Raw genomic sequence first — 24,904 nt, forward strand, 5'->3', positions numbered from 1 at the left:
TGTCGAGACCTGCCTCCCGCTGGTCGAGCCGCCGGAGCCGCTAGGCGGAGGCGTGTCGAGACCAACACGGTTCGCGTCGGGGAAACCTCGCTGAGCGACTGCTACTTCGTTTCAGTGTTCGCCGCCGACCCTTCTTCGAGTGTTTCTCGATCAGCCGCCGCGTCAAGGACGGGCCTTCGGCCCGCCGGCTTCGCCGGCCGCTTCGCGGTCCTTGACTCGGCACCTGATCGAGAAAGATTTCGCCATTATCGGGGCGGCGGCGAGGGTGTGGCGCGGGGTTCAGGTTACTTGTTCACGGACTGCATAAATCGGGACTGACCAGCGCAAACAGGTAGCCGCGGGCGGCTCTTTCACATATAATGAGGCGTATGAACGAGACCGTCGACCAGCTCCTCACCGGGCCGCCCCTGGGTGCGTCCGAAGGTGAGCTGGTCGACTGGATCAGCCGGCTCGAAGAAGTGAAGTGCATCGCCGAGGCTGTCCAGGCAGAAGCAGCGGTACGCCTCGAGGAAGCCACCCGAGCCCGGCAGGCCGAGGCCGGGGTCCCTGCCCGCAAGCTCGGCGAAGGCGTCACCTCCCAAGTCGCATTGGCGCGGCGGGTTTCACCCGCCAAAGGCGCCATACTGCTCGGGCTGGCGAAGATCCTGGTTGCGGAGATGCCACACACGTTGGCTCTGATGAAGGCGGGCCTGTTCTCGCAGTGGCAAGCCACCATCCTCGCCCGCGAAACCGCCTGCCTCTCGATGGAGGACCGCCGGGTCATCGACTACGAACTCTGTGCTTTCAGTCAAGACCGTGAAGTTCCGAAGGTCGTGACCATGGGGCTGCGACAACTCGAGAACGCGGCCAAGAAGCTCGCGATCACCCTCGACCAAGAATCCGTCGTCAACCGAGCCGCAAACGCAGAGAAGGACCGTCGAGTCAGCGTCCGGCCGGCACCGGACACGATGACCTGGCTGGGTGCGCTGCTGCCGGTCAAGGACGGTGTTGCCGTCTACGCGGCGTTGGACCAGGCAGCCAAGGCCGCGCAGGCTGCTGGGGATGAACGGACGAGGGGTCAGGTCATGGCCGACACCCTCGTGAACCGAGTCACCGGCCGCACCGGCACCGAGGTGAAGCCTCGGATCGAGGTCAAGATCGTGATGACCGCCGACGCCCTCACCAACGACACCGACCAGCCCGCCATGGTCGAGGGCTACGGCCCCGTCCCCGCTGCCTGGGCTCGCGAGGCGCTCGCCGACGCCGAGGTCTTCATCCGCCGCTTGTACACCGACCCCGCCGGGCAGCTGGTAGCGATGGAGTCCCACTCCCGCAAAGCCCCCGACGGCCTGGCCGAGTTCATCACCACCCGCGACGGCGGGATCTGCCGCACCAACGGCTGCGACGCACCCATCCGCAACATCGACCACGCCCAGCGCCACGCAGACGGAGGCGAAACCAAGGCCGCGAACCTCCAAGGCTTGTGCGAAAGATGCAACCAAGCGAAAGAAGCCCTCGGCTGGCAGGCCAGACCCGGGCCAGACGGCAGCATCATCACCATCACGCCAACGGGCCATACCTACGTCAGCCCACCACCCGACACCTGGCAACCAGACCCACCACCACTGTCCCGAGCAGAGTTCGTGCTGCGCGACGTGCTGCTCGACCACACACGGGCAGCCTAGGAAGCATCGGCGGACCGCACATGATCCTTCCCGCGAGCGGCAGCAGAGTCGGGCGTACGCACGTGCGAGATCGCCATGGCGAGATCGGCCAGGCGCGGGGCGGCGATGTTGAGGACCTCGTAGACAGAGCCGAACGCGCCGTTCACCGTCACCGGCCGGTCCTCGAGGGCGCGGACGACTCGCTCGGCGCACTCCTCGGGGCTCTCGCCGCGGCCTTCGTACTCGGCGGTCGGCGCGATCATCGGGGTCCGGACGATCGCTACTCGCATGTTGGTGCAGGTCACGTTCTCGAAGTAGGCCTCGCGGCTCAGGATCCTTCCGAAGACGTCGAGGGCGGACTTCGCGGCGATGTAGGCGGCGAACTTGGGCGCCTTGATCTGGTTGCCCCAGGTGACGATGTTGACGACATGGCCGAAGCGTTGGGCACGCATGGCCGGCAGCAGGCCCATCGTGAGCCGGACGGCGCCGAAGTAGTTGACGGCCATCATCCGCTCGAAGTCGTGAAAACGGTCGTGGGTCAGCTCCAGCGACCGTCGGATCGACCGGCCGGCGTTGTTGACCAGGTAGTCGACCGCGCCGTGCTCGGCCAGGAGTCGCTCCACCAGCGCATCGATCGAGTCGCCTTCGGCCATGTCGACGACGTACGTCGAGGCCCGGCCACCCGCCTCCTCGATGGTCTTCCGCACCCGCTCGAGCTCCTCTGCCCGGCGGGCGGCGAGGAGCACGTGCGCGCCGCGTCGAGCCGCGGCGTACGACGTCGCCTCGCCGATCCCCGAGCTGGCGCCGGTGACCAGCACGGTGCGACCAGCAAGCGGGCCTGGGCTGCCGGTGACCGCCCGGATCGTACGGGCGACGCGGGCTCGGGGCGCCTGCAGGAGCGGGAGCGAGAAAAGGCTGACCACGCCTTGCACCCTAGGGCGACGGACGCACCGGTGCGTAGCGGACGTCGACCTCGAGGTGCGGATCGTCGCCGATCAGGTTGTGCAGCCGGATCGGCGCGCCGCCCGGGTCCCCGGCTCGGTGCTGTCGACGAAGCCGTCGAGCGACATCGAGAAGTGCCACAGCACCTTGCTCATCGCGAGGTCTTCCGGTCGAAGGTGACATGGGTGACGCCGCTCGGGGTGGTGGTCGACTCGACGTCGTAGCCGTCCTCGAGCGCCTCCAACCCGTCCCAGAGGCGTACGCCGCGGCCGAGGATGATCGGGACGACAACGACATGCAGGTGGTCGACGAGGCCAGCCGCCAGGTAGTCCCGCAGCAACGACGGGCCGCCACCGATGCGTACGTCCTGGCCGGCGGCAGCCTCCTGCGCCTCGGCCAGCACCTCCTCGATGGGGGCGTTGCGGAAGTGGAAGGTGGTGCCGCCCTTCATCTCGATCGACTCGCGGGGCTGGTGGGTCAGGACGAAGGTGGGCGTGTGGAACGGCGGCTCCTCGCCCCACCATCCGGTCCAGTCGGCGTCGTTCTGCCATCCGGGAGGGCCGAACTTGCCGGCTCCCATGATCTCGGCGCCGATGTTCTCCCAGGCGCGCCTGGCGAAGACGTCGTCGGGCTCGGCCGCCGGGTCGACCGCCACCCGCTCCCGGTCTCCGGTCGCGCTCTGGAACGTCGCGGTGGGGAAGAACCACTCCATCAGCCGCATGCCTGCATGGCCGAACGGAGTCTCCAGGCTCTGGCCGTCGCCGGTGGCGAAGCCGTCCAGCGAGATGCCGATGGTGTGAGCGCGTACGAGTGACATGTGTCGATCTCCCTCGAGCAAGAGTGATTGCACTTTGCAATCACTAGCGCCGAGGGTAGACTCCCCGATTGCAGATTGCAACCACTATTTTCGAGGGCAGGAGGCACCGAGTGAGCGAGCCCAGATCGGGGTGCCCGATCAACGCAGCCGTGGAGGTCTTCGGAGACCCCTGGTCGGTGATCGTGCTGCGCGACGTGATGTTCGGGAACCGCCGCTACTTCCGCGAGCTGCTCGGCAGCTCCGAGGAAGGCATCGCGTCCAACATCCTCAGCAGCCGGCTGAAGAAGCTCGTCGACGGCGGCCTGCTCACCAAGGAGGAGGCCGGCCGCGGCCAGAAGGCGGCCTACGCCCTGACCGAGGCAGGCATCCAGACGCTGCCGATCATGGTCGCCCTCGGCAACTGGGGGCTCGCCCATCGCGACGGCACCCGGCAGCTCCGGGTCCGCGCGGAGCTGCTCCGCGATGCCGACCCCGAGATGGTGGAGTCGTTCATGGACGAGCTGCGCGAGCTCCATCTGGGGTCACCGCGACCCGACCCGGACGCGCCGATGGCGAGCGAGCAGCTCGCCGCGGCGTACGAGGCGGCGATGGCTGGTTGAGCCGGAGGCTCACCTCTCCTTGGCGTTGAGCTTCAGCCTCGAGATCTGGTTCTTCAGCTCGTCGAGGAAGAGCGACCTGACGCTCTCGGTGTCCAGGGCGCCGTTGACCCCGCGGAGCTTGCCCTCGCCGAGCTTGACGCACACGGTCGACCAGGCCGCGCCGATGGCGCCGGTGAAACCGGCGGCGACGGTGGCGTTGATCGCTCCGCCACCAACGGTGCCGAACCCGGGGATCATCTTGAGCAGGTTGCCGGCCACGGTGCGGCCGGCCTGGGTGGCGGCGGCGGTGGCCGCGATCGAGGCCATCGCCGCCTTGTCGACCTCGATGCCGTAGATCGCCGAGATCCGCGCCATCATCCCGAGCTGGATCGGCACCAGGACGACTGCGTCCGAGAACGGGATCGGAGTGGCTCCGGCGGCCCCGGCCGCGGTCGCCGCACCAGCGATCACGGTGTTCGCCTGATCCTGCTTGCGTTTGAGATCCACCTTCTGCGCCGCGACAAGGGCATCCTCGACGCCTGCAGGCGCGCATCGAAAGGTGGCATCAACGAGTTCCTGCAGCCCGTGGACCTGCTGGCCAGAGAAGTCGTCGGCCTTCGCGTTGGTCAGGTAGACCCGAGCCCCGTGCACCGGCAGGCCGCGCGAGTCGATCTGCTGGGCGAACTCGACCGCATCCGGGTGGTAGGCACCGGTCGGCGAGGTCGGCACCTGGGTCATCACCAGCACGACCGGGAGTCCCAGGTCGGCGAGCTTGCGGATGAACGCGGCCTCGGTCTCCTCGAAGCGGCGGTCGGCGAAACGTACGGCGTACCAGGCCACGTGGACCTGCTCCGACTGCGGCTTGCGGCGCCGCTCCTGGATCAGCTTGGCGAGGTCCTTGATCACCCGGTCGCCCTCGACGCCGATCTCCAGGCCCTGGGTGTCGAGCAGGCCGAAGAACCCGCTGGTGTGCAGGTAGAGCGTCGACTCCTTGGTCACCGGCTCACCGATCCCGGTCTTCGCCACCTCCGCCCCGAAGACGGCGTTGACCAGCGTCGACTTGCCGACTCCGGTCTTGCCGAACACCGCCAGGTTGAATCGGCCGATCTCCTTGGCCGAGTCGGCGTACCTCTTGTGGAACTCGTCCTTGAACCAGCCCTCGGATGCGAAGTTGTTCACGGTGAGCAAGGATGCCACCCGGCACCGACCTTTCGGAGAAGACTTGGTGAGCCGACTTGGCGCATTGTCAGGACCGGAGCCTCCGAGGAGGAATAGCGTGCCGGGCATGAGCCCACGGTCCCGCCTCGCGTACGTTGTCGCCCTCGCCGCCGCAACCGTCCTGGTAGCGCCCACGACCCCGGTCCACGCGGCCGAGTCCGAGACCCAGCCGACCGACATCACCCTGACCCAGTGGGACAGCGGCGACGAGTTCGCGAAGGGCCGGTCGAGCAACCTCCGTCCGGGCCGGCGCGGCACCCTGCGGATCGGCCGCGACGCCGGGACGACGACCTACACCGACCCCTTCGGCGACGGTACGGCGAAGACCTACGAGTACGGCACCTGGACCTCGCCGGTGGTCAAGACCGGTTACGCGATCGACGAGTCGGTCACCTCCTGGGACGTCGACACCCCGACCGGCACCTGGGCCGAGGTCCGGTTCCGCGGCCAGAAGGCAGACGGCACCTGGACGAAGTGGTTCGTGATGGGTCGCTGGACGGCCGGCGACGACTTCGCCGCCGGCGACATCCACCGCACCTCGGTCGAGGGGCAGAACGACACCGACGCAGCGCTCTACACCGACACCTACGTCGCCCGGACCGGCAAGGAGCCCGAGGCCTTCCAGACCAGCGTCACCCTGCTGCGCCCCGAGGGTGCCACCGTCTCCCCGAGCCTGCGGTCGGTCTCCACGCTGACCAACGAGTACCTGCCCGCCTCCGCCTACCCCGGCACCAGCACGCCGACTCTCGGCAAGGAGATCGACCTCGGCCTGCCCCCGTTCAGCCAGAACATCCACCGCGGCGAGTACCCGGAGTTCGGTGGCGGCGGACAGGTCTGGTGCTCGCCGACCTCGACGACGATGGTGCAGTACCACTGGGGTCGCGAGGTCCCGGCGAGCGAGCTCGAAGGGATCGTGGCGCCCAACGGCGACCCGCAGGTCGACTATGCCGCGATCAACACCTGGGACTACGCCTACGAGGGCGCCGGCAACTGGCCGTTCAACATCGCCTACGCCACCCGCTGGGGCCTGGACGGGTTCGTGACCAGGCTGCGCTCGCTGGCCGAGGCGGAGCGGCTCGTGAAGGCCGGGATCCCGCTGGTCGTCTCGGCCAGCTGGAAGCTCGCCGACATGCCGGAGTCCGGCTACGGCACCAACGGCCACCTCCTGGTCATCGGTGGATTCACCGCCGAGGGCGACCCGATCGTCTACGACCCCAACTACCCCTCCAACGACGAGGTGCGCAACGTCTACACCCGCGAGAACTTCGAGCGGGTCTGGCAGACCTCGACCGACGGGGTCGCCTACGTCATCCACCCGGACGACGTGGAGCTGCCCGGCGCAGGGAAGGCCACAAACTGGTGACGGAGCCGCCACGAGGGTGACATGGGCCACCTTGGAGCGGCTGCGCGCGGATAGGTTTCGGCCATGACCCTCGACGCCGTCGCCGCTCTTCAGGCCGCACTTCGAGCTCCGACCGTCAACGACGGATCGGGCGCGGAGGGTCAGGCGTTCGCGCAGCTCCACGAGGCGCTGCGCGACCACTTCCCGCTGCTCCACTCGACGCTCGAGCTGACCCCGGTCGGGAAGCACGGACTCCTCTTCCGCTGGTCCGGCGCCTCGGCCGAGAAGCCGATCGTGCTGATGGCCCACCAGGACGTGGTCCCGATCGCCGGTGACTGGACGCACGACCCGTTCGGCGGCGAGATCGTCGACGGGGTGATCCATGGTCGCGGCACGCTCGACGACAAGGGCCAGCTGGTGGCGATCTGTGCCGCGGTCGAGGGGCTCCTCGCTGACGGGTTCGAGCCTGCGTACGACGTCTGGTTGTCGTTCGGCTCCGACGAGGAGACGACAGGTGCGGCCGCGCGGGCCGCGGTCGAGGAACTGCGGACCCGAGGGGTCAAGCCGTGGTTCGTGCTCGACGAGGGCGGCGCGGTCGCGTTCGACGCCTTCCCGGGGATCGCGGCACCGATCGGTGTCGTCGGCGTCGCCGAGAAGGGCACCACCGACGTACGCCTGCGGGTGACCGGCGACGGCGGCCACTCCTCCACCCCACGACAGAACGGCCCGACCGCGCGGCTGGCCCGCGCGATCACCCGCCTCGACCGGATGTCGATGCCCGTGCAGCTGCCGGCGCCGACCGTGGAGATGTTCGAGCAGATCGCCCCGTACGCCGCCAAGCCCCTGCAGCCCGTGCTGGCCAACGCCGGCCGGCTGGCCCCGGCACTGGCCCGGCTCCTCACCAGGCTCGGCCCCGAGCCCGCTGCCCTGACCCGCACCACCGTCGCGATCACGACGCTGGAGGGGAGCCCGGCGGCCAACGTCATCGCCTCGGCCGCCACCGCCGGGGTCAACCTGCGGATCATGGTCGGCGAGACGGTCGCCGAGGTCGTCGAGCGGCTGCGTGCCGCCATCGGTGACAAGCAGGTCGAGATCGAGGTCGTCCGCGCCGGCGAGCCGTCGCCGGTCTCTCCTCGCGACGAGGCGTTCTCGCTGATCACCGCGACCATCTCGGAGATCTTCCCCGAGTCGGTGCCGGCCCCCTACACCGTCATGGCCGCGACCGACTCCCGCTTCTTCTACGAGATCAGCGCTCGGGTCTACCGGTTCGCACCGTTCCGGATGACCGCCGCCCAGCGGGCCACCATCCACGCCGCCGACGAGAACATCCGGGTCGACGACTACCTCGACGGGATCGTCTTCTACCGCAGGTTGATCGAGTCGCTGTGACCACCGAGAGTCAGCGCACCGGCGTCGAGAACGCCGCCCGCGGGATCTGGGTGATCGTCGGCTTCCTGGTGGCAGTCGAGTTCGCCAGCGGCATCCTGCAGGGCTACTACACCCCGATCTTCTCCGATCTCGCCGACCACCTCGGCGTCTCCGACGCCGACCTCAACTGGCTCGAGGCCGGACAGCTGATCGTCTCGGCGCTGTGCGTGCCGCCGCTCGCCCGGCTCGGCGACCTGATCGGCCACAAGAAGGTCCTCCTGTTGGCGACCGGGATCACCGCGCTCGCGACCTGGTGGACCGTCGTCGCCCCCGACTTCGGCTCGTTCCTGGTCGCCTGGTCGATCCAGGGCGCCTACGTCATCTGGCTGCCGCTCGAGGTCGCCATCGTCCACAAGCGCACCGGCGGCAACACTGCCCTGACCCGGCGGGCCGCCGGGATCCTGGTCGGTGCGCTGCAGCTCTCGGTGATCATCGGCGCGGTGGCTGCCGGCGCCCTCGTCGGCGTGCTCCCGATGTGGGCGATCCTGACCTTCCCGGCCGTGGCCGTGACCGCGGTCTTCGTCGTCATCGCCGTCGGCATCGAGCCCGACTCCGGCACCAGCGGCGGTGCCTTCGACTGGCTCGGCCTGGCCGTGCTCACCGTCGTGCTCGGCCTGGTGATGGCCGGCCTGGTCGGCGTACGCGTCCTCGGGGCCGGGTCTCTGCTCCCCTGGGCCCTCGTCGTCCTGGGGTTGCTCGCGCTGGTCCCGTTCTGGCGCATCGAGACCGCGCTGGACGACGCCGGCCTGCGTGAGCCGCTGATCGACGTACGTCTGCTGGTCTCGCGAGGGCAATGGCCGATCCAGCTGACCGCGTTCCTGTTCGGGATGTCGGTGCTGGGCGCCCAGATCCCGCTGTCGACCTTCGCGCGCACCGATCCCGCGGAGGCCGGCTTCGGACTGGGCGCGGACGCATCGTTCGTGTCGCTGCTGATCGCCGAGTACGTCATCGCGATGGCCGTCTCCGCCTTCACGTTGCCGCTGTGGGCTCGGTTCCTCGGACCGACGCGGGCCCAGGCGGTGGCCTGCTTCCTGGTGGCCGCCGGCTACCTGATGTGGCTCCCGTTCCACGACTCCACCGGCCAGGGACTCCTCAACATGGCGATCGTCGGGCTCGGCTCGGGTGCACTGGTGGCCTCGCTGCCGGCCGCGGCCGCCGCGGCAGCCCCCTCCTCCCGCACCGCGTTCGCGACCGGCATGACCAACGCCACCAAGACCGTCGGCGGCGCCATCGCCTCCGCGGTCTTCGCCATCGCGCTCGCCGCGGACGGGTCGATCTCCGGCGAGGCCCACGCACCGCTGTCGGGCTACCTGACCGTATGGGCGGTCTGCGGCGCCACCGCTCTGGTCGCCGGGCTGCTGCTCCTGCTGCCGCGCAGCACGACTACGGCCGGTCAGACCCCAGAAGAGGGTTAAACTCTGTCGCGCTGGAGGTGAACCACATGCCCGAGAGCGACGACCTGTCCGAGGGACGCCCGGAGATGCCGCCGCCGCAGCTCGACGATGCCGCGAGCAAGGCAGCGGCCGCGGCCCGGATGCGCGACCAGACCAAGTGGGTCGATCTGCAGGTGCAGCAGTCGATGCAGCGCGGCGACTTCGACAACCTGCCCGGCGCCGGCAAGCCGATCAAGAACCTCGACCGTGACCACGACCCCGACTGGTGGGTCAAGCAGCTCGTCGAGCGCGAGCAGATCGTGGTGCTCCCCCCGTCCGTCCAGCTCCGCAAGGACGACGCCGAGCTCGATGACCTCATCGATCGGGAGACGACCGAAGACGGCGCCCGCAGGATCGTCGAGGAGTTCAACGAGCGCGTCATCGCGGCTCGCTACGGCGCGCCCGAAGGGCCGCCGCTGATCACCATGCCTCGCGACCTCGAGGCCACGCTGGCCGCTTGGCGCGAGCGCCGAGCCACCCGGCTGGAGGCCGCCAGAGCAGACGTACGCCGCAAGGAGACGCGCCGGAAGCGGTGGTGGCGCCGCTGACAGGTCAGCGGCGAGGGCGGGTCTCCTAGCCGACCTCTCGGTGCGAGAACCGCATCCGATAACGGCCCGGAGTCAGCCCGACCTCCGAGGTGAACCCGGTCCGGAAGGTCACCGTCGAGTAGTAGCCGGCCTCGTGGCTGATCCGGTCGATCGGCAGGTCGGTGGTCTCGAGGAGGGTCTTGGCGACCGCGATCCGCTCGGCAGCCACCCAGCGCATCGGGGTGGTGGCCAGGTCGCGCTCGAATCGCCGGGCCAGGGTGCGGGGGGAGACCGCGGCGGCGGCCGCCAGACGCTCGAGGGTGACGTCCTCGTGCAGGTTCGCGCGGAGCCAGGCGCGCAGCTCGTCGAGCCAGCGGGCCTGGTCGGTGAGCGGGTCGGCCGCGACGTACTGAGCCTGGTCGCCGTCGCGGTGCGAGGCGATGACCAGGTTGCGGGCGATGGTGTTGGCGGCATGCTGACCGTGGTCGGTGCGGATCAGGTGGAGGCACAGGTCCAGCCCGGCGGCCGAGCCTGCGCTGGTCAGCACGCCGTCGTCGACGTAGAGCGCCCGCGGGTCGAGGTCGACCGCTGGATACGTACGCCGGAACAGGTTCGCCCACCGCCAGTGGGTCGTCGCTCGGCGACCGTCGAGCAGCCCGGCCTCGGCCAGCGCGAAGGCGCCGGTGCACAGCGAGACCATCCGTGCGCCGGCGCCGGCGTCGGCGGCCCGGCGGAGCTCTCGGAGCAGGGTCGGACTGATCGGCTCGCCCGGCCGGATCGCCGGCACCAGCACCGTGCCCGCCTCGGCCAGCGCGGTCATCGGCCGCTGCGGCGTCAGCCGCGGCCCGCCGTGGACACGCACTCCGCGCAGGTCACCGCACAGCACCACGTCGTAGAGCGGGCTGGCGTCGTGATCCCAGTCGTAGCCGAGCGCCTCGAGCGGCATCCCGATCTCGAAGAGGGTCATCCCGTCGACGATCGGGACGGCGATGGATGGCTTCGAGGACATGGCAAGAATCTATCACTCTTAGTCAATCTTGCCACTCCCCCAACGCGGTCGACGCGGGCACGATGGAGCCATGACCAACTACAGGAAGAACCCCAGCAAGGTCCTCGGCACCGTTCGCTCCGTCCTCGCCGGCTTCGACGCCGGCGCCCGGGTCCGTCACGGCGCCCAGGTTCCGAAGAACCACCCCTCGCGACGTCGGTCGTGATCGTTACAAGCCGAGACGCCTACCGGCCGGTAATCACCGGCCATTAGGGTGACCGGCATGAGTCACAAGAGCCCCAAGGACTTCTTCGCGCCGTTGGCGGTGGGCGCTCCCGCACCGCTGCGGGAGATCCCGGCGCGGCCGAGTCGCGCGATCCACTTCTTCGACCCGTCCAACCCGAAGATGGCCGCAAAGGTGCCGGCGATGGTCGGCACCGTCGACGTGCTCCTCGGCAACCTTGAGGACGCCGTCAAGGCCGACAACAAGGTCGCGGCGCGCGAAGGCCTGGTCAAGATCGCCTCGGAAACCGACTTCGGCCCCACGCAGCTGTGGACCCGGATCAATTCGCTCGACTCCCCGTGGGTGCTCGACGACCTGATCACCCTGGTCACCGAGATCGGCGACAAGCTCGACGTCGTGATGGTGCCGAAGGTGCAGGGTCCCGAGGACATCCACTACGTGGACCGGCTGCTGGCGCAGCTCGAGGCCAAGGGCGGCGTACAGAGGCCGATCCTGATCCACGCCATCCTCGAGACCGCGCGCGGCGTGGCCAACGTCGAGGAGATCGCGTCGGCCTCCCCCCGCATGCAGGGGATCAGCCTCGGCCCGGCCGACCTCGCGGCCGACCGCAAGATGAAGACGACCCGTGTCGGCGGCGGCCACCCGGGCTACCTCGTCCGCCAGGACCCGGTCGACGGTGACATCCACGGGCAGCGCACGGTCTTCCAGCAGGACCTGTGGCACTACACGATCGCGAAGATGGTCGACGCCTGCGCCGCGGCCGGGATCTACCCCTACTACGGCCCGTTCGGCGACATCACCGACGTGGTCGCCGCCGAGGACCAGTTCCGCAACGCGTTCCTGCTCGGCTGCGTCGGCACCTGGAGCCTGCACCCCAAGCAGATCGAGATCGCCAACCGCGTCTTCTCCCCCAGCGTCGAGGACATCAAGCACGCCCGCCGCGTGGTCGCCGCCATGGGCGACGGCACCGGCGCGGTCATGCTCGACGGCAAGATGGAGGACGACGCCAGCCTCAAGCAGTGCCTGGTGCTCGTCGACCTCGCCGAGGAGCTGGCCGCCATCGACCCGAAGCTCAAGGAGCTCTACGACGCCATCGAGGTGGACTGAAATGACTGAAGCAACCCAAGAAATCGGGCACAGCCGCCCCCTCCGCTCGGTCCTCTACATGCCGAGCTCCAACACCCGCGCCCTCGAGAAGGCCAAGACGATCACCGCCGACGCGCTGATCCTCGACCTCGAGGACGCCGTCTCTCCCGACGCCAAGCCGGAGGCGCGCGAGAACGCAGCCGCCGCCGTGACGTCAGGTGAGTACGGCAACAAGTACCTCACCATCCGCATCAACGGCGCCGACACCCAGTGGCACGCCGACGACCTGGCCGCCGCCGCCAAGGCCGGCCCCGACGCCATCGTCGTCCCCAAGGTCAACAGCGCCCAGCAGGTGCACGACCTCGTCGCGGCCTTCGAGAAGGCCGGCGTCCCGGAGCAGACGAAGCTGTGGGCGATGATCGAGAGCCCGTACGCCATCCTCCACGCCGAGGAGATCGCCTCCGCCTCCGAACGGCTGACGGTTCTCGTGATGGGCACGAACGACCTGGTCAAGGAGCTGTACGTCGACCACGTCCCCGGCCGCGCCAACCTGGTCGCCAGCCTCCAGCTGGCGGTGCTCGCCGCGCGCGCGAGCGGCAAGATCATCCTCGACGGCGTCTACAACAACGTGAAGGACGGCGAGGGCTACGCGGCCGAGGTCGAGCAGGGCAGGATCTTCGGGTTCGACGGAAAGACCCTGATCCATCCCGCGCAGGTCGACGGCGCCAACGCCGGCTTCGCGCCCAGCGAGCAGGCAGTGGCGGACGCCAAGGGCCTCATCGAGACCTGGGAGGCGAGCGACGGCGGAGTGGTGACCTACAACGGCAAGATGGTGGAGAACCTCCACGTCGAGTCCGCGCGGCGCACATTGAGCATCGCCGAGGCCATCGCCGCGCTGTAACCCTCCGAAGATACCCCTCGCCGTATCTTTGTCGTTACCTCCGAGCTCCATCGAGCTCGGAGGTAACTTTTTTCTGAGAAGAAGGTGACAAACAGTCGAGATTCTGGTTCCGTTACGTGCTGCGCGATACAACCGACACTCGCTAAGCGCTCAGGAGACAGCGTCAGATGACTGAAGCGAATCGTCGGCCCGCGACGGGGGACCACTCGAACGTCCCACCGACGCCGGCTCGACACCAAGCACCACAGATGCGCATCACGAACGACACCACGGCAGACCCCGTCGAGATCGCCAACCGCGCTCTCCAGGGACTGTCACCGGCGACCGAGTCGTGGTTCGCCACTCCCAAGGCGGACACCACCCCCGAGCCGGCGCGACCTCGCGACACGCCATCCGCGCCCCCGCCGCCTCGGCCGGTCTACCGGCTGCCGTCGCCTCCGCACACGCAGCCGCCCCGGTACGCCTACCAGCCGAGCCCCTACGCGGCGCAGCAGCGGCACCCGGCGGGACCGGTGATGTTCGCCAACCCCGCGATGCCGTCCTACGCAGCCGCCCAGGTGCCGACCAGGAACGGCTCGGCCGCCGACCAGGGCCCAGCGCCGGAGCGCCGCGGCCGCAACAAGAAGGCTGTGCTCCTGCCGCTCGCGGCGATGGCGATCGCCTCGGCCGGCGTCGGCGCCTTCGCCCAGTCCAACCTGGGCACAGACCTCGAGAACCAGCCTCAGCAGGTCACTGCGCACGCCGGCCAGTACGACGCAGTGCCCGTGGTCGACACCGGCAACCAGAAGGTCATCGACGCCCCCGGCGTGATCGCGCCGGAGACAACATCTCCCTTCTCCCCCGCCTCCGCACGCACCACGCCCGGAGGCAAGCACTCCAACGGCGACTACGACGCACCCTCCACCGCCGAGACCTACGGTGGCGCTCACTCCTCGAGCCGAACGCTCTCCGCGCCGAACGGCGGGGGCACCTCGGCAGACCCCGCGCCGGCACCCGAGCCCGCGCCGGCTCCCGCACCGGCCCCTCAGCCGGCTCCTGAGCCGGCGCCGGCACCCGAGCCAGCGCCTGCGCCCGAGCCGGCCCCCGGACCGACTCAACCGACGCTGACCAAGAACGTGGTGGCACCGGTGCTCGACACGGTGACCGGCGTGGTCGACGCGCTCACCGGCATCAAGATCGATCTGACCCCATAATTCCGGGATCCCTGAAACGGGCCGTGACCTCAGCCGAGGTCACGGCCCGTTTACGTTCGCCTGGGTGGCTTGGCGATAGTCAGAACGGGTCATTCGGAAAAAGGACCTCCGTCCCGATAACTTCCACGGTTTTCCCTCGTTTGAGCGGTGTGCCACCCCATAACTCGGGAGTGCGCCAGGTTCCCCCGGATCTGGCAGGTGGCACGGCCCCGTAGCGGGGATCTTGGGGGATCCCCACCGCAGAATCGGAGTCCAACCAACAATGCGAAGCATGCGTACGCTCGCGCTGTCCGCAGCCTCTGTCGCCGTAGTCGGCGCAGTCCTGGCTGTGCCAGCGCCCTCTCAGGCCGCTCTGACGAACACCGACTTCGGGCTGTTCGCCAGCGGTTTCGGCACCCGTGTCACCGGTGGGAGCCTGCCTGCCAACTCGGGTGACCTCGGGTACCAGACCATCGGGTGCACCCGTAAGGCTGGTCACGACGTCAGCAACAACACCGCCGGCGCCAAGGTGCCCGGCCTCGGCACGATCGGTGCCACCACCACTCGGCAGCGGACGATCAAGTCCGGCTCGATGGTGAAGTCCATCTCGGAGCACAAGATCGCCGACGTCGTGCTCGACAAGAGCCCGCTCGGCAAGGTCACCGTCGAGGGTCTCAGCTCGGTCTCCCAGGCTTGGTGGGACGGCAAGGGCTACAAGTCCGACTCGAAGGCCAAGATCGCCCACATCGTCCTCGACCCGGCCGGTCCCGGCCGGACGATCGACCTTCCGATCCCGGGCCGCGACAAGCCGCTGGTCATCCCGGGCATCGCCACCATCGGCATCGGCAACATCGTCGAGCGCGCCAACGCCGACGGCGCGCACTCCTACGCCAACGGCGTCTGGATCAAGCTCCACGGCACCGACTCCGAGGTCACCATCGGTCGCTCCCGCGCGGAGATCAACGGCCAGGCCTTCTCCGCGGTCTTCAACGGCTTCTCCAACTCCGTCGACGCCTCCGCTCTCGGTGGCGCCGTCCAGGTCGGCAAGAACCCGCTGACCAACGCCGGCTGCGCCGGCACCAAGGGCAAGCTGAAGACCAAGTCCATCGGGCATGTCCCGCTGGGCGAGGTTGGCAACATCGTGGACGTCAAGGGTCTCACGAGCGGTCAGCGCTCGAACCAGACCAAGACCACCGCCGAGGGCTACACCTTCGGTGAGGTCGCCAACGTCAACATCGGCGACGGCGCCATCCGCATCGAGGCCATCCGCGCCCAGGCGAACGCGAAGTACGTCAAGGGCAAGGGCTCGACGAGCTCCATCTCGGGCACGAAGTTCGGCGACATCTACATCGGCAAGCAGAAGGTCTCCCTCGCCCAGCTGGAGTCGGCGCTCTCCCGCGTCGACATCCCCGGCCTGGCCAAGATCGAGACCAAGGTCGTCGTCGAGCGCAGCAAGAACCTGGTCGAGGTCGTCGCCCTCCGGCTGACCCTCCTCGACGGGACCAAGGGCACCAAGACGGTGGTCAACATCGGTCACGCGAAGTTCAAGGTCAACGCCAACAAGTGAGGCATTGAACCACTAAGGCTGACCTAAGAAACGGCCCGCGACCTGCCCAGGTCGCGGGCCGTTTCTTCACTATGAAGTTACTCGCGGGTAGTATCAACCCACCCTTAGCAACCGAACCGACTCACAAGCACTAGGCTCGGTTGCAAACCGGTTCGTCCTGCCCCCTGATGAGGAGCGCCTAGGCATGTTGCAGATCATCGCCATCGTCGTGTGTCTTGCGGCAACGGTGGCCACCGCCTACCTGGTGATCAAGGCGGTCCGGTCGATGCTCGCGGTAATCAAGATCGGTACGCCGATCAGCCGCGTCGACCAGCCGCTGGCCCGCACCCTGACGATGTTGAAAGAGACCGTCCTCCACACGCGCATGCTGCAGTGGACCTGGATCGGCGTGCTGCACTGGTTCGCCTTCGCCGCGTTCCTGCTGCTCTCGACGGCGGTAGGGGCTGCGTACTTCCAGCTCTTCGACCCGGAGTGGACGCTCCCGGTCATCGGACAGCTGTTCGTCTACGAGTGGCTCGCCGAGCTCCTCGGCCTGCTCGGCGCACTGGGCATCATCCCGCTGATCATCTACCGGGTGACCCACCTGCCCTCGAAGATGGGCCGCAGCACGCGGTTCTTCGGCTCCACGCAGTGGCAGGCCTTCTTCGTCGAGGCGATGGTGCTGCTGGAGAGCGCGGCGATCCTGTTCATCCGCGGTGCGGAGTACAACCTCGCCAAGGCCCACGGCGGCGAGGTCGCCGAGCACGCCACCGCGTTCCACTTTCCGGTCTCGCAGTTCTTCGGGGCGCTCTACCCCACCGGCCCCGACGCGGTCCACACGCTCGAGAACGTCATCTACTCGATCGCGGCCTTCAAGATCATCACCGCGCTGATCTGGCTGGCCGTCGTCTCCACCCACCTGACGATGGGTGTCGCCTGGCACCGCTTCACCGCCTGGTTCAACATCTGGTTCAAGCGCGAACCGGGTTCGCGTACGTCCGACACCGAGGGCGCCCGCCCGCTCGGCACCGCACTCGGCGCGATCAAGCCGATGCTCATCGACGGCAAGCCGGTCACCCTCGAGGACGTCGAGGAGGACCGCATCCCCGAGGACGCGATCCTCGGCGTCGGCTCGATCCAGGACTTCTCCTGGAAGGGCATCCTCGACTTCACCACCTGCACGGAGTGTGGCCGCTGCCAGTCGCAGTGCCCGGCCTGGAACACCGAGAAGCCGCTCTCGCCCAAGCTGCTGGTGATGGGCCTGCGTGAGCACGCCTACGCCGCCGCCGGTGACTCAGACCTGAAGGAGCTGCCGCTCATCGGCAAGGCCGACGGCGCCCCGGCTGGCTCCGAGAGCAACACCGAGGTGCTCGACTGGTTCTACAACCCGGAGGACGGCGGCTTCGTCATCGACGAGGACGTCCTCTGGTCCTGCACCTCCTGTGGCGCCTGCGTCCAGCAGTGCCCTGTCGACATCGAGCACGTCGACCACATCATGGACATGCGCCGCTACCAGGTGCTCGTCGAGTCGAACTTCCCGACCGAGCTCAACGGCCTCTTCAAGGGCCTCGAGGGCAAGGGCAACCCCTGGAACATGAACGCCAACGCGCGCATGGACTGGGCCAAGGACCTGCCCTTCGACGTCAAGGAGGTCGGCAAGGACATCGAGTCGCTGGAGGAGGTCGACTGGCTGTTCTGGGTCGGCTGCGCCGGCGCCTACGAGGACCGGGCCAAGAAGACCACCCGCGCCGTGGCCGAGCTGCTCGACATGGCCGGAGTCTCCTTCGGCGTGCTCGGCAACGGCGAGACCTGCACCGGCGACTCCGCCCGCCGTGCCGGCAACGAGTTCGTCTTCCAGGGCCTGGCTCAGCAGAACGTCGAGACGTTCAAGGAGTTCAAGGTCAAGAAGGCCGTCACCACCTGTGCTCACTGCTTCAACACGTTGAAGAACGAGTACAAGGAGTTCGGCATCGAGCTCGAGGTCGTCCACCACACCCAGCTGCTCAACCGGCTCGTGCGCGAGGGCAAGCTGACTCCGATCGCGGACGGCGCCGGCGCCCACAAGCGCTCGATCACCTACCACGACCCCTGCTTCATCGGCCGCCACAACGGCGTCTACGAGCCGCCGCGAGAGCTGCTGCAGATCATGCCGGGCGCCGAGTACAAGGAGATGCCCCGCAACTCCGAGCGCTCCTTCTGCTGTGGCGCCGGTGGTGCCCGGATGTGGATGGAGGAGAAGATCGGGTCGCGGATCAACGAGAACCGTACGGACGAGGCCGTCGCCACCGGCGCCGACCAGATCGCCGTCGGCTGCCCGTTCTGCCGCGTCATGCTCTCCGACGGTCTGACCAAGGCCCAGGCCAACGGGGCCGCACGCGAGGAGGTCGAGGTCCTCGACGTCGCGCAGATGCTGCTCGCGTCCGTGAAGGGCGAGCAGGCCACCAAGCTGGCCCCGGGCGACGGTGCGAAGGTCGGCGCCGCCGCCAAGGCCGCCCCGGTCGTCGAGGAGGCCGCTCCGGCCCCCGATTCGGCCTCCGCTGCTGCCGGCTCGTCGCTCTTCGACTCCCCGGCCGAGGCCACCGAGACCCCGAAGGCTCCGTCCGACGCCTCCTCGCTCTTCGACACTCCCGCGCCGGCCGAGCCGGCCTCGGGAGGTACGTCGGGCGGCGGGTCGCTCTTCGACACCCCTGCTCCGGCCGCCGAGCCGGAGAAGCCTGCCTCCGGTGGATCGCTCTTCGATGACGGCGGATCGCTCTTCGACACGCCTGCAGAGACGACCGAGGAGTCCCCTGCCTCGAGCGGCTCGCTGTTCGACGTGCCGGCCGACAAGCCGGCCGACGAGCCCGCAGCCAAGCCCGCTGAAGAGCCTGCTGTCGACCTCGGGGCCGGCGGGTCGCTCTTCGACGTACCCGCTCAGCAGGCAGAGCCCGCTGCCGCGCCCGAGGCCAAGGCCGCACCCGCAGCCGAGCCCGAGGCACCTGCCGCAGCCCCGGCTGCGGAGCCAGCTGCCGAGGAGCCGAGCGTCGACCTCAGCGCGGGTGGTTCGCTCTTCGACATCCCGGCCGCCGAGCCCGAGCAGGCTCCGGCCAAGGCCCCCGAGGCCTCCGCTCCGGCCGAGGCTCCGGCCGCTCCGGCTGCTCCGGCTGCTCCGGCTGAGGCAGGCTCGGGAGTGACCTCGGAGCCGAAGACCGACGTCGACTTCGACAGTCTCGGCTCACTCTTCGACATCGAGGCTCCGGAAGGCTCGGTCACCGCCGAGGCTCCGGCCGCACCCGCTCCCACCGAGGCCGCTCCTGTGGCCGAGGCTCCTGCGGAGACCGTGGCCGAGGCGGCACCCGTCGAGGCTGCACCTGTCGAGGAGGCGGCAGTCGAGACGGAGACTCCGGCCGAGCCGGAGCCCGCGCCGAAGCCCGCGCCGTCGGTGAGCGGAGAGGCGCACACGCCGCGTACCGACGTCGACATCCACGAGACAGGGTCGCTCTTCGACCTCTGATCCCACCGCAGCCCAGTCCGGCTGCTCCAGACGATGACACCTTGTGAACGATTCACAAGGTGTCATCGTCATTTTGGCCGAGACGTCACTCGCGTCGGCCGAGACGGCACCAGCGTGTCCACTCGACCGACGCACCTGACGTCTCGGCCGACCGGAGTGACGCCTCGGCGAGGGCTCTGACGTCACGTGATGTCAGACTGGGGTTGTTATGACGTCACGATGATGTCATAGTGGTGCGTATGGACATCACGCCGTATATCGACAGCCTGCGACGAGACCTGCTGGCCGCGGCCGAGGCATCGGGGCCGGAGGCGCGGGAGACCACGGAGCGGCTCACCTATGCGCTCGACCCGGCCGCGCGGCTCGCCATGATGGAGGCGGTGAGCCAGGCAGCTGCCGAGATCACCGCAGAGCTGCCGACGGGCAACGTGGACGTACGCCTGCGAGGGCGCGACCTGGAATTCGGCGTCACGCTTCCGGCGCTCGCCGAACCGGTCGCCCCCACCCCGCCGACACCGCCCGCTCCCCCGGCTCCCCCAGTCCCGCCGGAGCTCGAGACCGACGACTCTCTCTCCCGGGTGAGCCTCCGCATCCCGGAGTCGCTCAAGGCGAAGGCCGAGGAGGCGGCGGCCGACGCGGGCCAGTCGCTCAACACCTGGCTGGTCGGCGCGGTGCGGGCAGCGACGCGGGAGAACACGGTCGGCGTCGACGTCGACCTCTCCGCGATCCCACACATCGTCAACGAGGCGATGAGCAACCTCGATCCCTTCCGCGGGGGCAACCGCGGTAGGTCCGACCGCCGGATGACCGGCTGGCTCTGATCTGACCCGAGACGCACCAACGGACGGCCACCCGGCCGGTCCGGTAGATCAGCACACCCTGAGGAGCAGCACCATGAGCACGTACACCTTCATGTCCACCGCACCCGCCAAGCTCTTCGTCGAGTTCGGCAAGGGCAACCTCGAGGTCCAGGCGACCGACACCGACGAGACGACCGTCGAGGTCGACGGCGATGACGCCGAGAGTCTGGTCGTCGAGCAGAACGGCGACACGATCAACGTCATCGACCCGCACAAGGGCCCGTTCAGCCGCTCGCGGCGCTACGACATCACCATCACGGCGCCGTCCCGCAGCCAGCTGCGAGCACGCACCGGAAGCGCCGACATCGCCACCCAGGGGGTCCTCCGGGCGGCGTGGATCCAGACCGGCTCCGGCGACGTACGGATCGACCAGGTCGCCGAGGAGTTCCAGGTCGAGTCCGGCTCCGGGGACATCGAGGCCGACACCCTCGGCGGTCACGCCTCGATCAAGTCCGGATCAGGCGACATCCGGATCGGTACGGCCCACGACCTGAATACCAAGACCGGATCCGGAACCGTGGAGATCGACGAGGTCGAGGGCGACGTGAGCCACTCGACCGGCGCCGGAGACTTCGCGATCCACTCGGTCAGCGCGGGGCGGATCTCGGTGAAGGGGGCCTCCTCCGACGTACACATCGGGATCCCGAACGGCACCCCGGTCTGGACCGACATCAACACCGTGACCGGCCGGTGCACCAGCACTGTCCAGAGTGCTGGCGCACCGGCCGCGGGTGAGCCCTACGTCGAGCTCCGGACCACCACTGTCAGCGGTGACGTGACCCTCGTCGGGCTCTGAGTCCGAAGGGCTACTTCTCCTCGCCGGCCCCGGGGGCGTCCGGCACGACCGGCCGGAGCAGACCCCAGGCGATGAAGATCGCCCCGATGACGAGCAGGACGATGCCCGCCCAGAGGTTGGCGTTGGGCCCGCCGGTCTTGTCGACCTCCGGGTCGCCGAACAGACCCATCAGCAGCAGGATGACGCCGTAGATCGCGAGCAGGGCCCCGATCACGTTGCGGATGTCGAAGAGCGCCAGCAGCGTGCCGAGAAGCCCCTTGTTGGAATCAGCCATGTTGGAGTCAGCCTTGTTGGATTCGGTGGACATCTCAGCCTCCTTAGAAGATCACGTTCAAGATGGTGACCATGACCAGCGCGACACCTGCCAGGGGCACCGGCCGCGCATACCACGGGCGTCCGGCGTCCTCGGGGTCGACGAGGTCCTCCTTCGGGGTCTCCGAGTAGACCAGACCCTTCAAGGAGCCCTCCGGCTTCGGCTTGGTCACCAGCGAGACGATCACGCTGACGACGATGTCGACGACGAAGGCCGCACCGGCAGCCACGAACGACGCGCCCTGGCCGGACAGCGGCAGCACACCGACGGACAGCCCGCCGAGCGTGCCCTCGGCGAGGATGCCGACGAGCATCGCGGCCAAGGTGCCGGAGACCAGACCGGCCCAGCCGGCGGTCGCGGTCATCCGCTTCCAGAACATACCCAGGATGAACGTCGCGAACAGCGGCGCGTTGAAGAACCCGAACAGGGTCTGCAGGTAGTCCATGATGTTGGAGAAGCTGGACGCCAGGACCGCGGTGAAGATCGCGATGGCGGTCGCCGAGACGGTGGCCCAACGACCCAGCCTGACGTAGAAGTCGTCCGGCCGGTCCTTGATGATGTATTCCTGGATGAGGTCGAAGGTCACCACCGTGTTGAAGGCGGACACGTTGGCCGCCATCCCGGCCATGAACGCCGCCAGCAGACCGGTGATCGCCAGGCCGAGCAGACCGTTGGGCAGCACCTCCGCCATCAGGTAGAGCAGCGAGTCGTTGTAGGTCACGCCCTCGCCGGAGGCCCCTCCCGGGACCGACTCCCCCGCCTTCGTACGCGCGATCTCGGTGACCAGGACCGCCGCGATCATGCCGGGGAAGATGGTGATGAACGGGATGAACATCTTCGGGAAGGCGCCGATGATCGGCGTCTTGCGAGCGGCACTGATCGAGTTGGCCGCCATCGCCCGCTGGACCTCGACGAAGTTGGTCGTCCAGTAGCCGAACGAGAGCACGAAGCCGAGACCGAACACGATGCCGATCACCGAGAGGATGTCGGAGGAGAAGCCGGTCAGCGCGGACCCGGGCCAGGAGTTGAGCTGGTCAGCGGCCGGCGCGACCGTGTCGGGGTTGGCGGTCGCAGCCTGCTCGATCTTCGAGGTCAGACCGTCCCAGCCCCCGACCCGGTAGAGACCGAGGAGGGTCAGCGGCAGCAGGGCGGCCACGATCACGAAGAACTGCAGCACCTCGTTGTAGATCGCCGCCTTCAGGCCACCGAGGGTGATGTAGGACAGCACGATCAGCGCGGCCACGATCAGCGCGATCCACAGCGGCCAGCCGAGCAGCGCGTGCACGATGGAGCCGAGCAGGTAGAGGTTGATACCCGCGATCAGCAGCTGCGCCACCGCGAACGAGATCGCGTTGACCAGGTGGGCCCCGGTGCCGAAACGGCGCTTCATGAACTCGGGGACCGAGCGCACCTTCGAGCCGTAGTAGAAGGGCATCATCACGACGCCCAGGAAGAGCATCGCCGGAACGGCGCCGATCCAGAAGTAGTGGACGGTGGGTAGTCCGAGCTGTGCGCCCGTCGCCGACATACCCATGATCTCGACGGCGCCGAGGTTCGCTGAGATGAAGGCGAGGCCGGTGACCCACGCGGGCAGCGACCGGCCGGACAGGAAGAAGTCCACCGAGCTCGACATGCCGCGGCTGGCCAAGAAGCCGATTCCGAGGACGAATGCGAAGTAGATCGCGATCAGGAGATAGTCGACCGCGTTGGCCTGGATCAGGGTGTCCGCGGCCAGGATGCCTGTGTGCATTCCCAAGACCCTTCTATTTGATTGGGCGCACCCAACTTAACCCCGCACCTGCCCGAGAACGGCGCTGGGTCAGCCCTTCATCGACACGCCTTCTCGCCAGTAGCCCATGAAAGCGACCTGCTTGCGAGGCATCTCGAGCTCGTTGACCAGGTGACGACGCAGCGCAGTGACCATCCGCGACTCCCCGGCAATCCAGGCGTAACGCCCGTCCTCGCCGTCCTCGGCGGCTCCCGCTGAGCCGTTCCCGAGCGTCGCGACCTCCTCGCCGGAGGACGAGAAGATCGGGGTCTCCCACAGGTCCGGGTCCTCGACCTCGACCGAGGTCACGTCCTCGGCTGTCGCCTCGAACCCGAGCAGCCCGCCGACGGCGGCCAGAGCAGGACCGCCCACCGGCGCCCCGTCGCGCGGCAGCCAGCTGACCTTCAGCCCCTCAGGCGCAGACACGTCCTGTACGTCGCCGGCGACCGGCACCTCCAGGAACGCCGATCCGGTGGCATCCGCGGGCAGAGACTCGATGATCGAGACGAGCGCCGGCACGGCCGTCTCGTCGCCGACCAGGAGCAGCCGGGTGGCATCACCGGGAAGCCACTCGATGCCGCCGTACTCCTCACCGAGCTTCGGGCCGACGACCATGATCTCGTCCCCGGGGCTCGCCGCGACGGCCCAGTCGGAGCCGGGACCGTGCGCTCCGGGGTGGAGCACGAAGTCGACGTACAGACGCTTCTCGATGCCTTCCCCCGCGATCGACCGGATCGTGTAGGTGCGCATCCGCGGGCGCTCCTCGTCGGGGAGGCCGAGCCACTCGGTGTACCAGTCGTCGGCCGAGAGCTCCGGCAGGACGCCCGAGGCGGCCGGGAAGAGGAGCTTGATCCGCTGGTCGAGGGTGGGACCGTCGGTGCCGAAGTCAGCCAGGTCGTCGCCGACCAGCTCGATCCGGGCGAACGACGGCGAGAGGCGTTCCACTGAGCGCACCGAGACGCGGGCGAGGATGGGCATGTCAGGCTCCTTGTGCGTGGGGGTGAGCGGACGGTCGATGGTGGCGGCCGATGGGTACGACGAGCGGGGTGCCGGAGACGGGGTCGTGGATGACCTGCGCCTCGAGCCCGAAGACCTCCTCGACACGGTCGGCGGTCACCACGTCGCCAGGTCGGCCCGTCGCGGCGATCTTGCCGCCGCGCATCGCGATCAGGTGGTCGGCATAGCGGGCGGCCAGATTGAGGTCGTGGAGCACCATCACGACGGTGGTGCCCCGGGTCTCCCGCAGACCGTGGAGCAGGTCGAGGAGATCGATCTGGTGGGCGACGTCGAGGAACGTGGTCGGCTCGTCGAGGAGCAGCAGGTCGGTCTGCTGGGCCAGCGCCATCGCCACCCAGACCCGCTGCCGCTGGCCGCCGGAGAGCTCGTCGACGATCCGGTCGGCGAGATCGAGCGTGTCGGTCAGCTCGAGCGCCTCCGCGACCGCCGCGCCGTCCTCGGGAGACCAGCGCTGCAGCGCACCGCGGTGGGGCTGGCGCCCACGTCCGACCAGGTCGACGACGGTGATCCCCTCGGGCGCGATCGGCGACTGCGGCATCAGGCCGAGCGTCTTGGCCACCGCCCTCGTGGGCTGCTTGTGGACCGCCTTGCCGTCGAGCACGACCTGTCCGGACATCGGCTTCAGCAGTCGGGCCATCCCACGCAGGAGGGTGGACTTCCCGCAGCCGTTGGCACCGACGATCACGGTGGTGAGCCCGTCGGGGATCTCCAGCGAGACCTCGTCGACGACAGGATCTCCGCCGTAGCCGAGGCTCACACTCTCCGCAGCGAGTCTCATCTGGGCCTCTTTCA

At 68.6% G+C, this 24,904-nt stretch carries 23 protein-coding genes; 14 read left to right on the forward strand and 9 right to left on the reverse strand.

The features are described from left to right. Positions 1-368: 368 nt before the first annotated feature. Positions 369-1,664, forward strand: a complete 1,296-nt coding sequence (locus BJ988_RS21855; protein WP_179660000.1) for an HNH endonuclease — start codon at positions 369-371, stop codon at positions 1,662-1,664. Here BJ988_RS21855 and BJ988_RS21860 read toward each other — a convergent pair. The 3 genes from BJ988_RS21860 to BJ988_RS21870 are packed head-to-tail and all read right to left on the reverse strand — an operon-like array spanning position 1,661 to position 3,402. Beyond that, the gene (locus BJ988_RS21860; protein ID WP_179660001.1) at positions 1,661-2,566 is read right to left on the reverse strand and encodes an SDR family NAD(P)-dependent oxidoreductase; all 906 of its coding nucleotides are present in this window, start codon (positions 2,564-2,566) and stop codon (positions 1,661-1,663) included. The two genes, BJ988_RS21855 and BJ988_RS21860, sit on opposite strands and share 4 nt — an antisense overlap. 10 nt (positions 2,567-2,576) lie before the next feature. After that, positions 2,577-2,726, reverse strand: a complete 150-nt coding sequence (locus tag BJ988_RS21865; protein WP_179660002.1) for a hypothetical protein — start codon at positions 2,724-2,726, stop codon at positions 2,577-2,579. A gap of 10 nt (positions 2,727-2,736) precedes the next feature. Further along, entirely contained in the window at positions 2,737-3,402 is a 666-nt protein-coding gene (locus BJ988_RS21870) for a dihydrofolate reductase family protein (protein WP_179660003.1), read from the reverse strand. 110 nt (positions 3,403-3,512) lie between these two features. Here BJ988_RS21870 and BJ988_RS21875 point away from each other — a divergent pair, with 110 nt between their 5' ends. After that, a complete protein-coding gene (locus BJ988_RS21875; protein ID WP_179660004.1) occupies positions 3,513-4,001 on the forward strand; it encodes a winged helix-turn-helix transcriptional regulator in 489 nt (162 codons plus the stop codon). Between the two features lie 9 nt (positions 4,002-4,010). On the opposite strand, the gene BJ988_RS21880 is transcribed toward BJ988_RS21875, so the two are convergent. Then, positions 4,011-5,159 (reverse strand): GTPase family protein, encoded by a 1,149-nt coding sequence (locus BJ988_RS21880; protein WP_343051728.1) that lies wholly within the window; start codon positions 5,157-5,159, stop codon positions 4,011-4,013. 106 nt (positions 5,160-5,265) lie between these two features. On the opposite strand from BJ988_RS21880, the gene BJ988_RS21885 reads away from it, so the two are divergent. The 4 genes from BJ988_RS21885 to BJ988_RS21900 all read left to right on the forward strand — a co-directional run bounded on the left by BJ988_RS21885 (position 5,266) and on the right by BJ988_RS21900 (position 9,949). After that, complete coding sequence (locus BJ988_RS21885) at positions 5,266-6,561, forward strand: C39 family peptidase (RefSeq protein WP_179660006.1); 1,296 nt, start codon at positions 5,266-5,268, stop codon at positions 6,559-6,561. A 63-nt stretch (positions 6,562-6,624) separates the two neighbouring features. Next, complete coding sequence (locus BJ988_RS21890; RefSeq protein WP_179660007.1) at positions 6,625-7,929, forward strand: M20/M25/M40 family metallo-hydrolase; 1,305 nt, start codon at positions 6,625-6,627, stop codon at positions 7,927-7,929. Beyond that, a complete protein-coding gene (locus BJ988_RS21895) occupies positions 7,926-9,383 on the forward strand; it encodes an MFS transporter (RefSeq protein WP_179660008.1) in 1,458 nt (485 codons plus the stop codon). Before BJ988_RS21890 ends, BJ988_RS21895 begins: the two co-directional genes overlap by 4 nt. Before the next feature lie 26 nt (positions 9,384-9,409). Then, positions 9,410-9,949, forward strand: a complete 540-nt coding sequence (locus tag BJ988_RS21900; RefSeq protein ID WP_179660009.1) for a DnaJ family domain-containing protein — start codon at positions 9,410-9,412, stop codon at positions 9,947-9,949. 25 nt (positions 9,950-9,974) lie between these two features. Here BJ988_RS21900 and BJ988_RS21905 read toward each other — a convergent pair whose 3' ends face one another. Further along, a complete protein-coding gene (locus tag BJ988_RS21905; protein WP_179660010.1) occupies positions 9,975-10,937 on the reverse strand; it encodes a GlxA family transcriptional regulator in 963 nt (320 codons plus the stop codon). Positions 10,938-11,007: 70 nt separating this feature from the next. Here BJ988_RS21905 and BJ988_RS31105 point away from each other — a divergent pair, with 70 nt between their 5' ends. From BJ988_RS31105 to BJ988_RS21940, 8 genes are all read left to right on the forward strand, one after another. Continuing rightward, positions 11,008-11,142, forward strand: coding sequence for a hypothetical protein (locus BJ988_RS31105; protein ID WP_281365491.1), 135 nt, complete (start codon positions 11,008-11,010; stop codon positions 11,140-11,142). Positions 11,143-11,199: 57 nt separating this feature from the next. Further along, on the forward strand, positions 11,200-12,267 hold the full coding sequence (locus tag BJ988_RS21910) for an HpcH/HpaI aldolase/citrate lyase family protein (RefSeq protein ID WP_179660011.1): 1,068 nt from the start codon (positions 11,200-11,202) through the stop codon (positions 12,265-12,267). Position 12,268: 1 nt separating this feature from the next. Then, a complete protein-coding gene (locus BJ988_RS21915) occupies positions 12,269-13,147 on the forward strand; it encodes an HpcH/HpaI aldolase/citrate lyase family protein (RefSeq protein WP_179660012.1) in 879 nt (292 codons plus the stop codon). 248 nt (positions 13,148-13,395) lie between these two features. Then, positions 13,396-14,340 carry a hypothetical protein gene (locus BJ988_RS21920; protein ID WP_179660013.1) on the forward strand — a complete coding sequence of 315 codons (945 nt, stop codon included), beginning with the start codon at positions 13,396-13,398 and terminating at the stop codon, positions 14,338-14,340. Between the two features lie 271 nt (positions 14,341-14,611). After that, the gene (locus BJ988_RS21925) at positions 14,612-15,886 is read left to right on the forward strand and encodes a choice-of-anchor P family protein (protein ID WP_179660014.1); all 1,275 of its coding nucleotides are present in this window, start codon (positions 14,612-14,614) and stop codon (positions 15,884-15,886) included. A 184-nt stretch (positions 15,887-16,070) separates the two neighbouring features. Beyond that, on the forward strand, positions 16,071-19,358 hold the full coding sequence (locus BJ988_RS21930; RefSeq protein ID WP_179660015.1) for a (Fe-S)-binding protein: 3,288 nt from the start codon (positions 16,071-16,073) through the stop codon (positions 19,356-19,358). 239 nt (positions 19,359-19,597) lie between these two features. Beyond that, the gene (locus tag BJ988_RS21935) at positions 19,598-20,179 is read left to right on the forward strand and encodes a toxin-antitoxin system HicB family antitoxin (protein WP_179660016.1); all 582 of its coding nucleotides are present in this window, start codon (positions 19,598-19,600) and stop codon (positions 20,177-20,179) included. Positions 20,180-20,252: 73 nt separating this feature from the next. Next, positions 20,253-21,014: a DUF4097 family beta strand repeat-containing protein gene (locus BJ988_RS21940; protein ID WP_179660017.1), complete on the forward strand. Its 762-nt coding sequence runs from the start codon at positions 20,253-20,255 to the stop codon at positions 21,012-21,014. Between the two features lie 10 nt (positions 21,015-21,024). Here BJ988_RS21940 and BJ988_RS21945 read toward each other — a convergent pair whose 3' ends face one another. The 4 genes from BJ988_RS21945 to BJ988_RS21960 form a co-directional block, all read right to left on the reverse strand. Further along, complete coding sequence (locus BJ988_RS21945) at positions 21,025-21,321, reverse strand: hypothetical protein (RefSeq protein WP_425490883.1); 297 nt, start codon at positions 21,319-21,321, stop codon at positions 21,025-21,027. A 10-nt stretch (positions 21,322-21,331) separates the two neighbouring features. Beyond that, positions 21,332-23,062 (reverse strand): sodium:solute symporter family protein, encoded by a 1,731-nt coding sequence (locus BJ988_RS21950; protein WP_179661633.1) that lies wholly within the window; start codon positions 23,060-23,062, stop codon positions 21,332-21,334. An 84-nt stretch (positions 23,063-23,146) separates the two neighbouring features. Then, complete coding sequence (locus BJ988_RS21955; RefSeq protein WP_179660018.1) at positions 23,147-24,073, reverse strand: siderophore-interacting protein; 927 nt, start codon at positions 24,071-24,073, stop codon at positions 23,147-23,149. 1 nt (position 24,074) lies between these two features. After that, positions 24,075-24,890 carry an ABC transporter ATP-binding protein gene (locus BJ988_RS21960; RefSeq protein ID WP_246321547.1) on the reverse strand — a complete coding sequence of 272 codons (816 nt, stop codon included), beginning with the start codon at positions 24,888-24,890 and terminating at the stop codon, positions 24,075-24,077. Positions 24,891-24,904: the final 14 nt, after the last annotated feature.

Origin of the sequence: Nocardioides panzhihuensis (genome assembly GCF_013408335.1) — a bacterium.
Classification (GTDB): Bacteria; Actinomycetota; Actinomycetes; order Propionibacteriales; family Nocardioidaceae; genus Nocardioides; species Nocardioides panzhihuensis.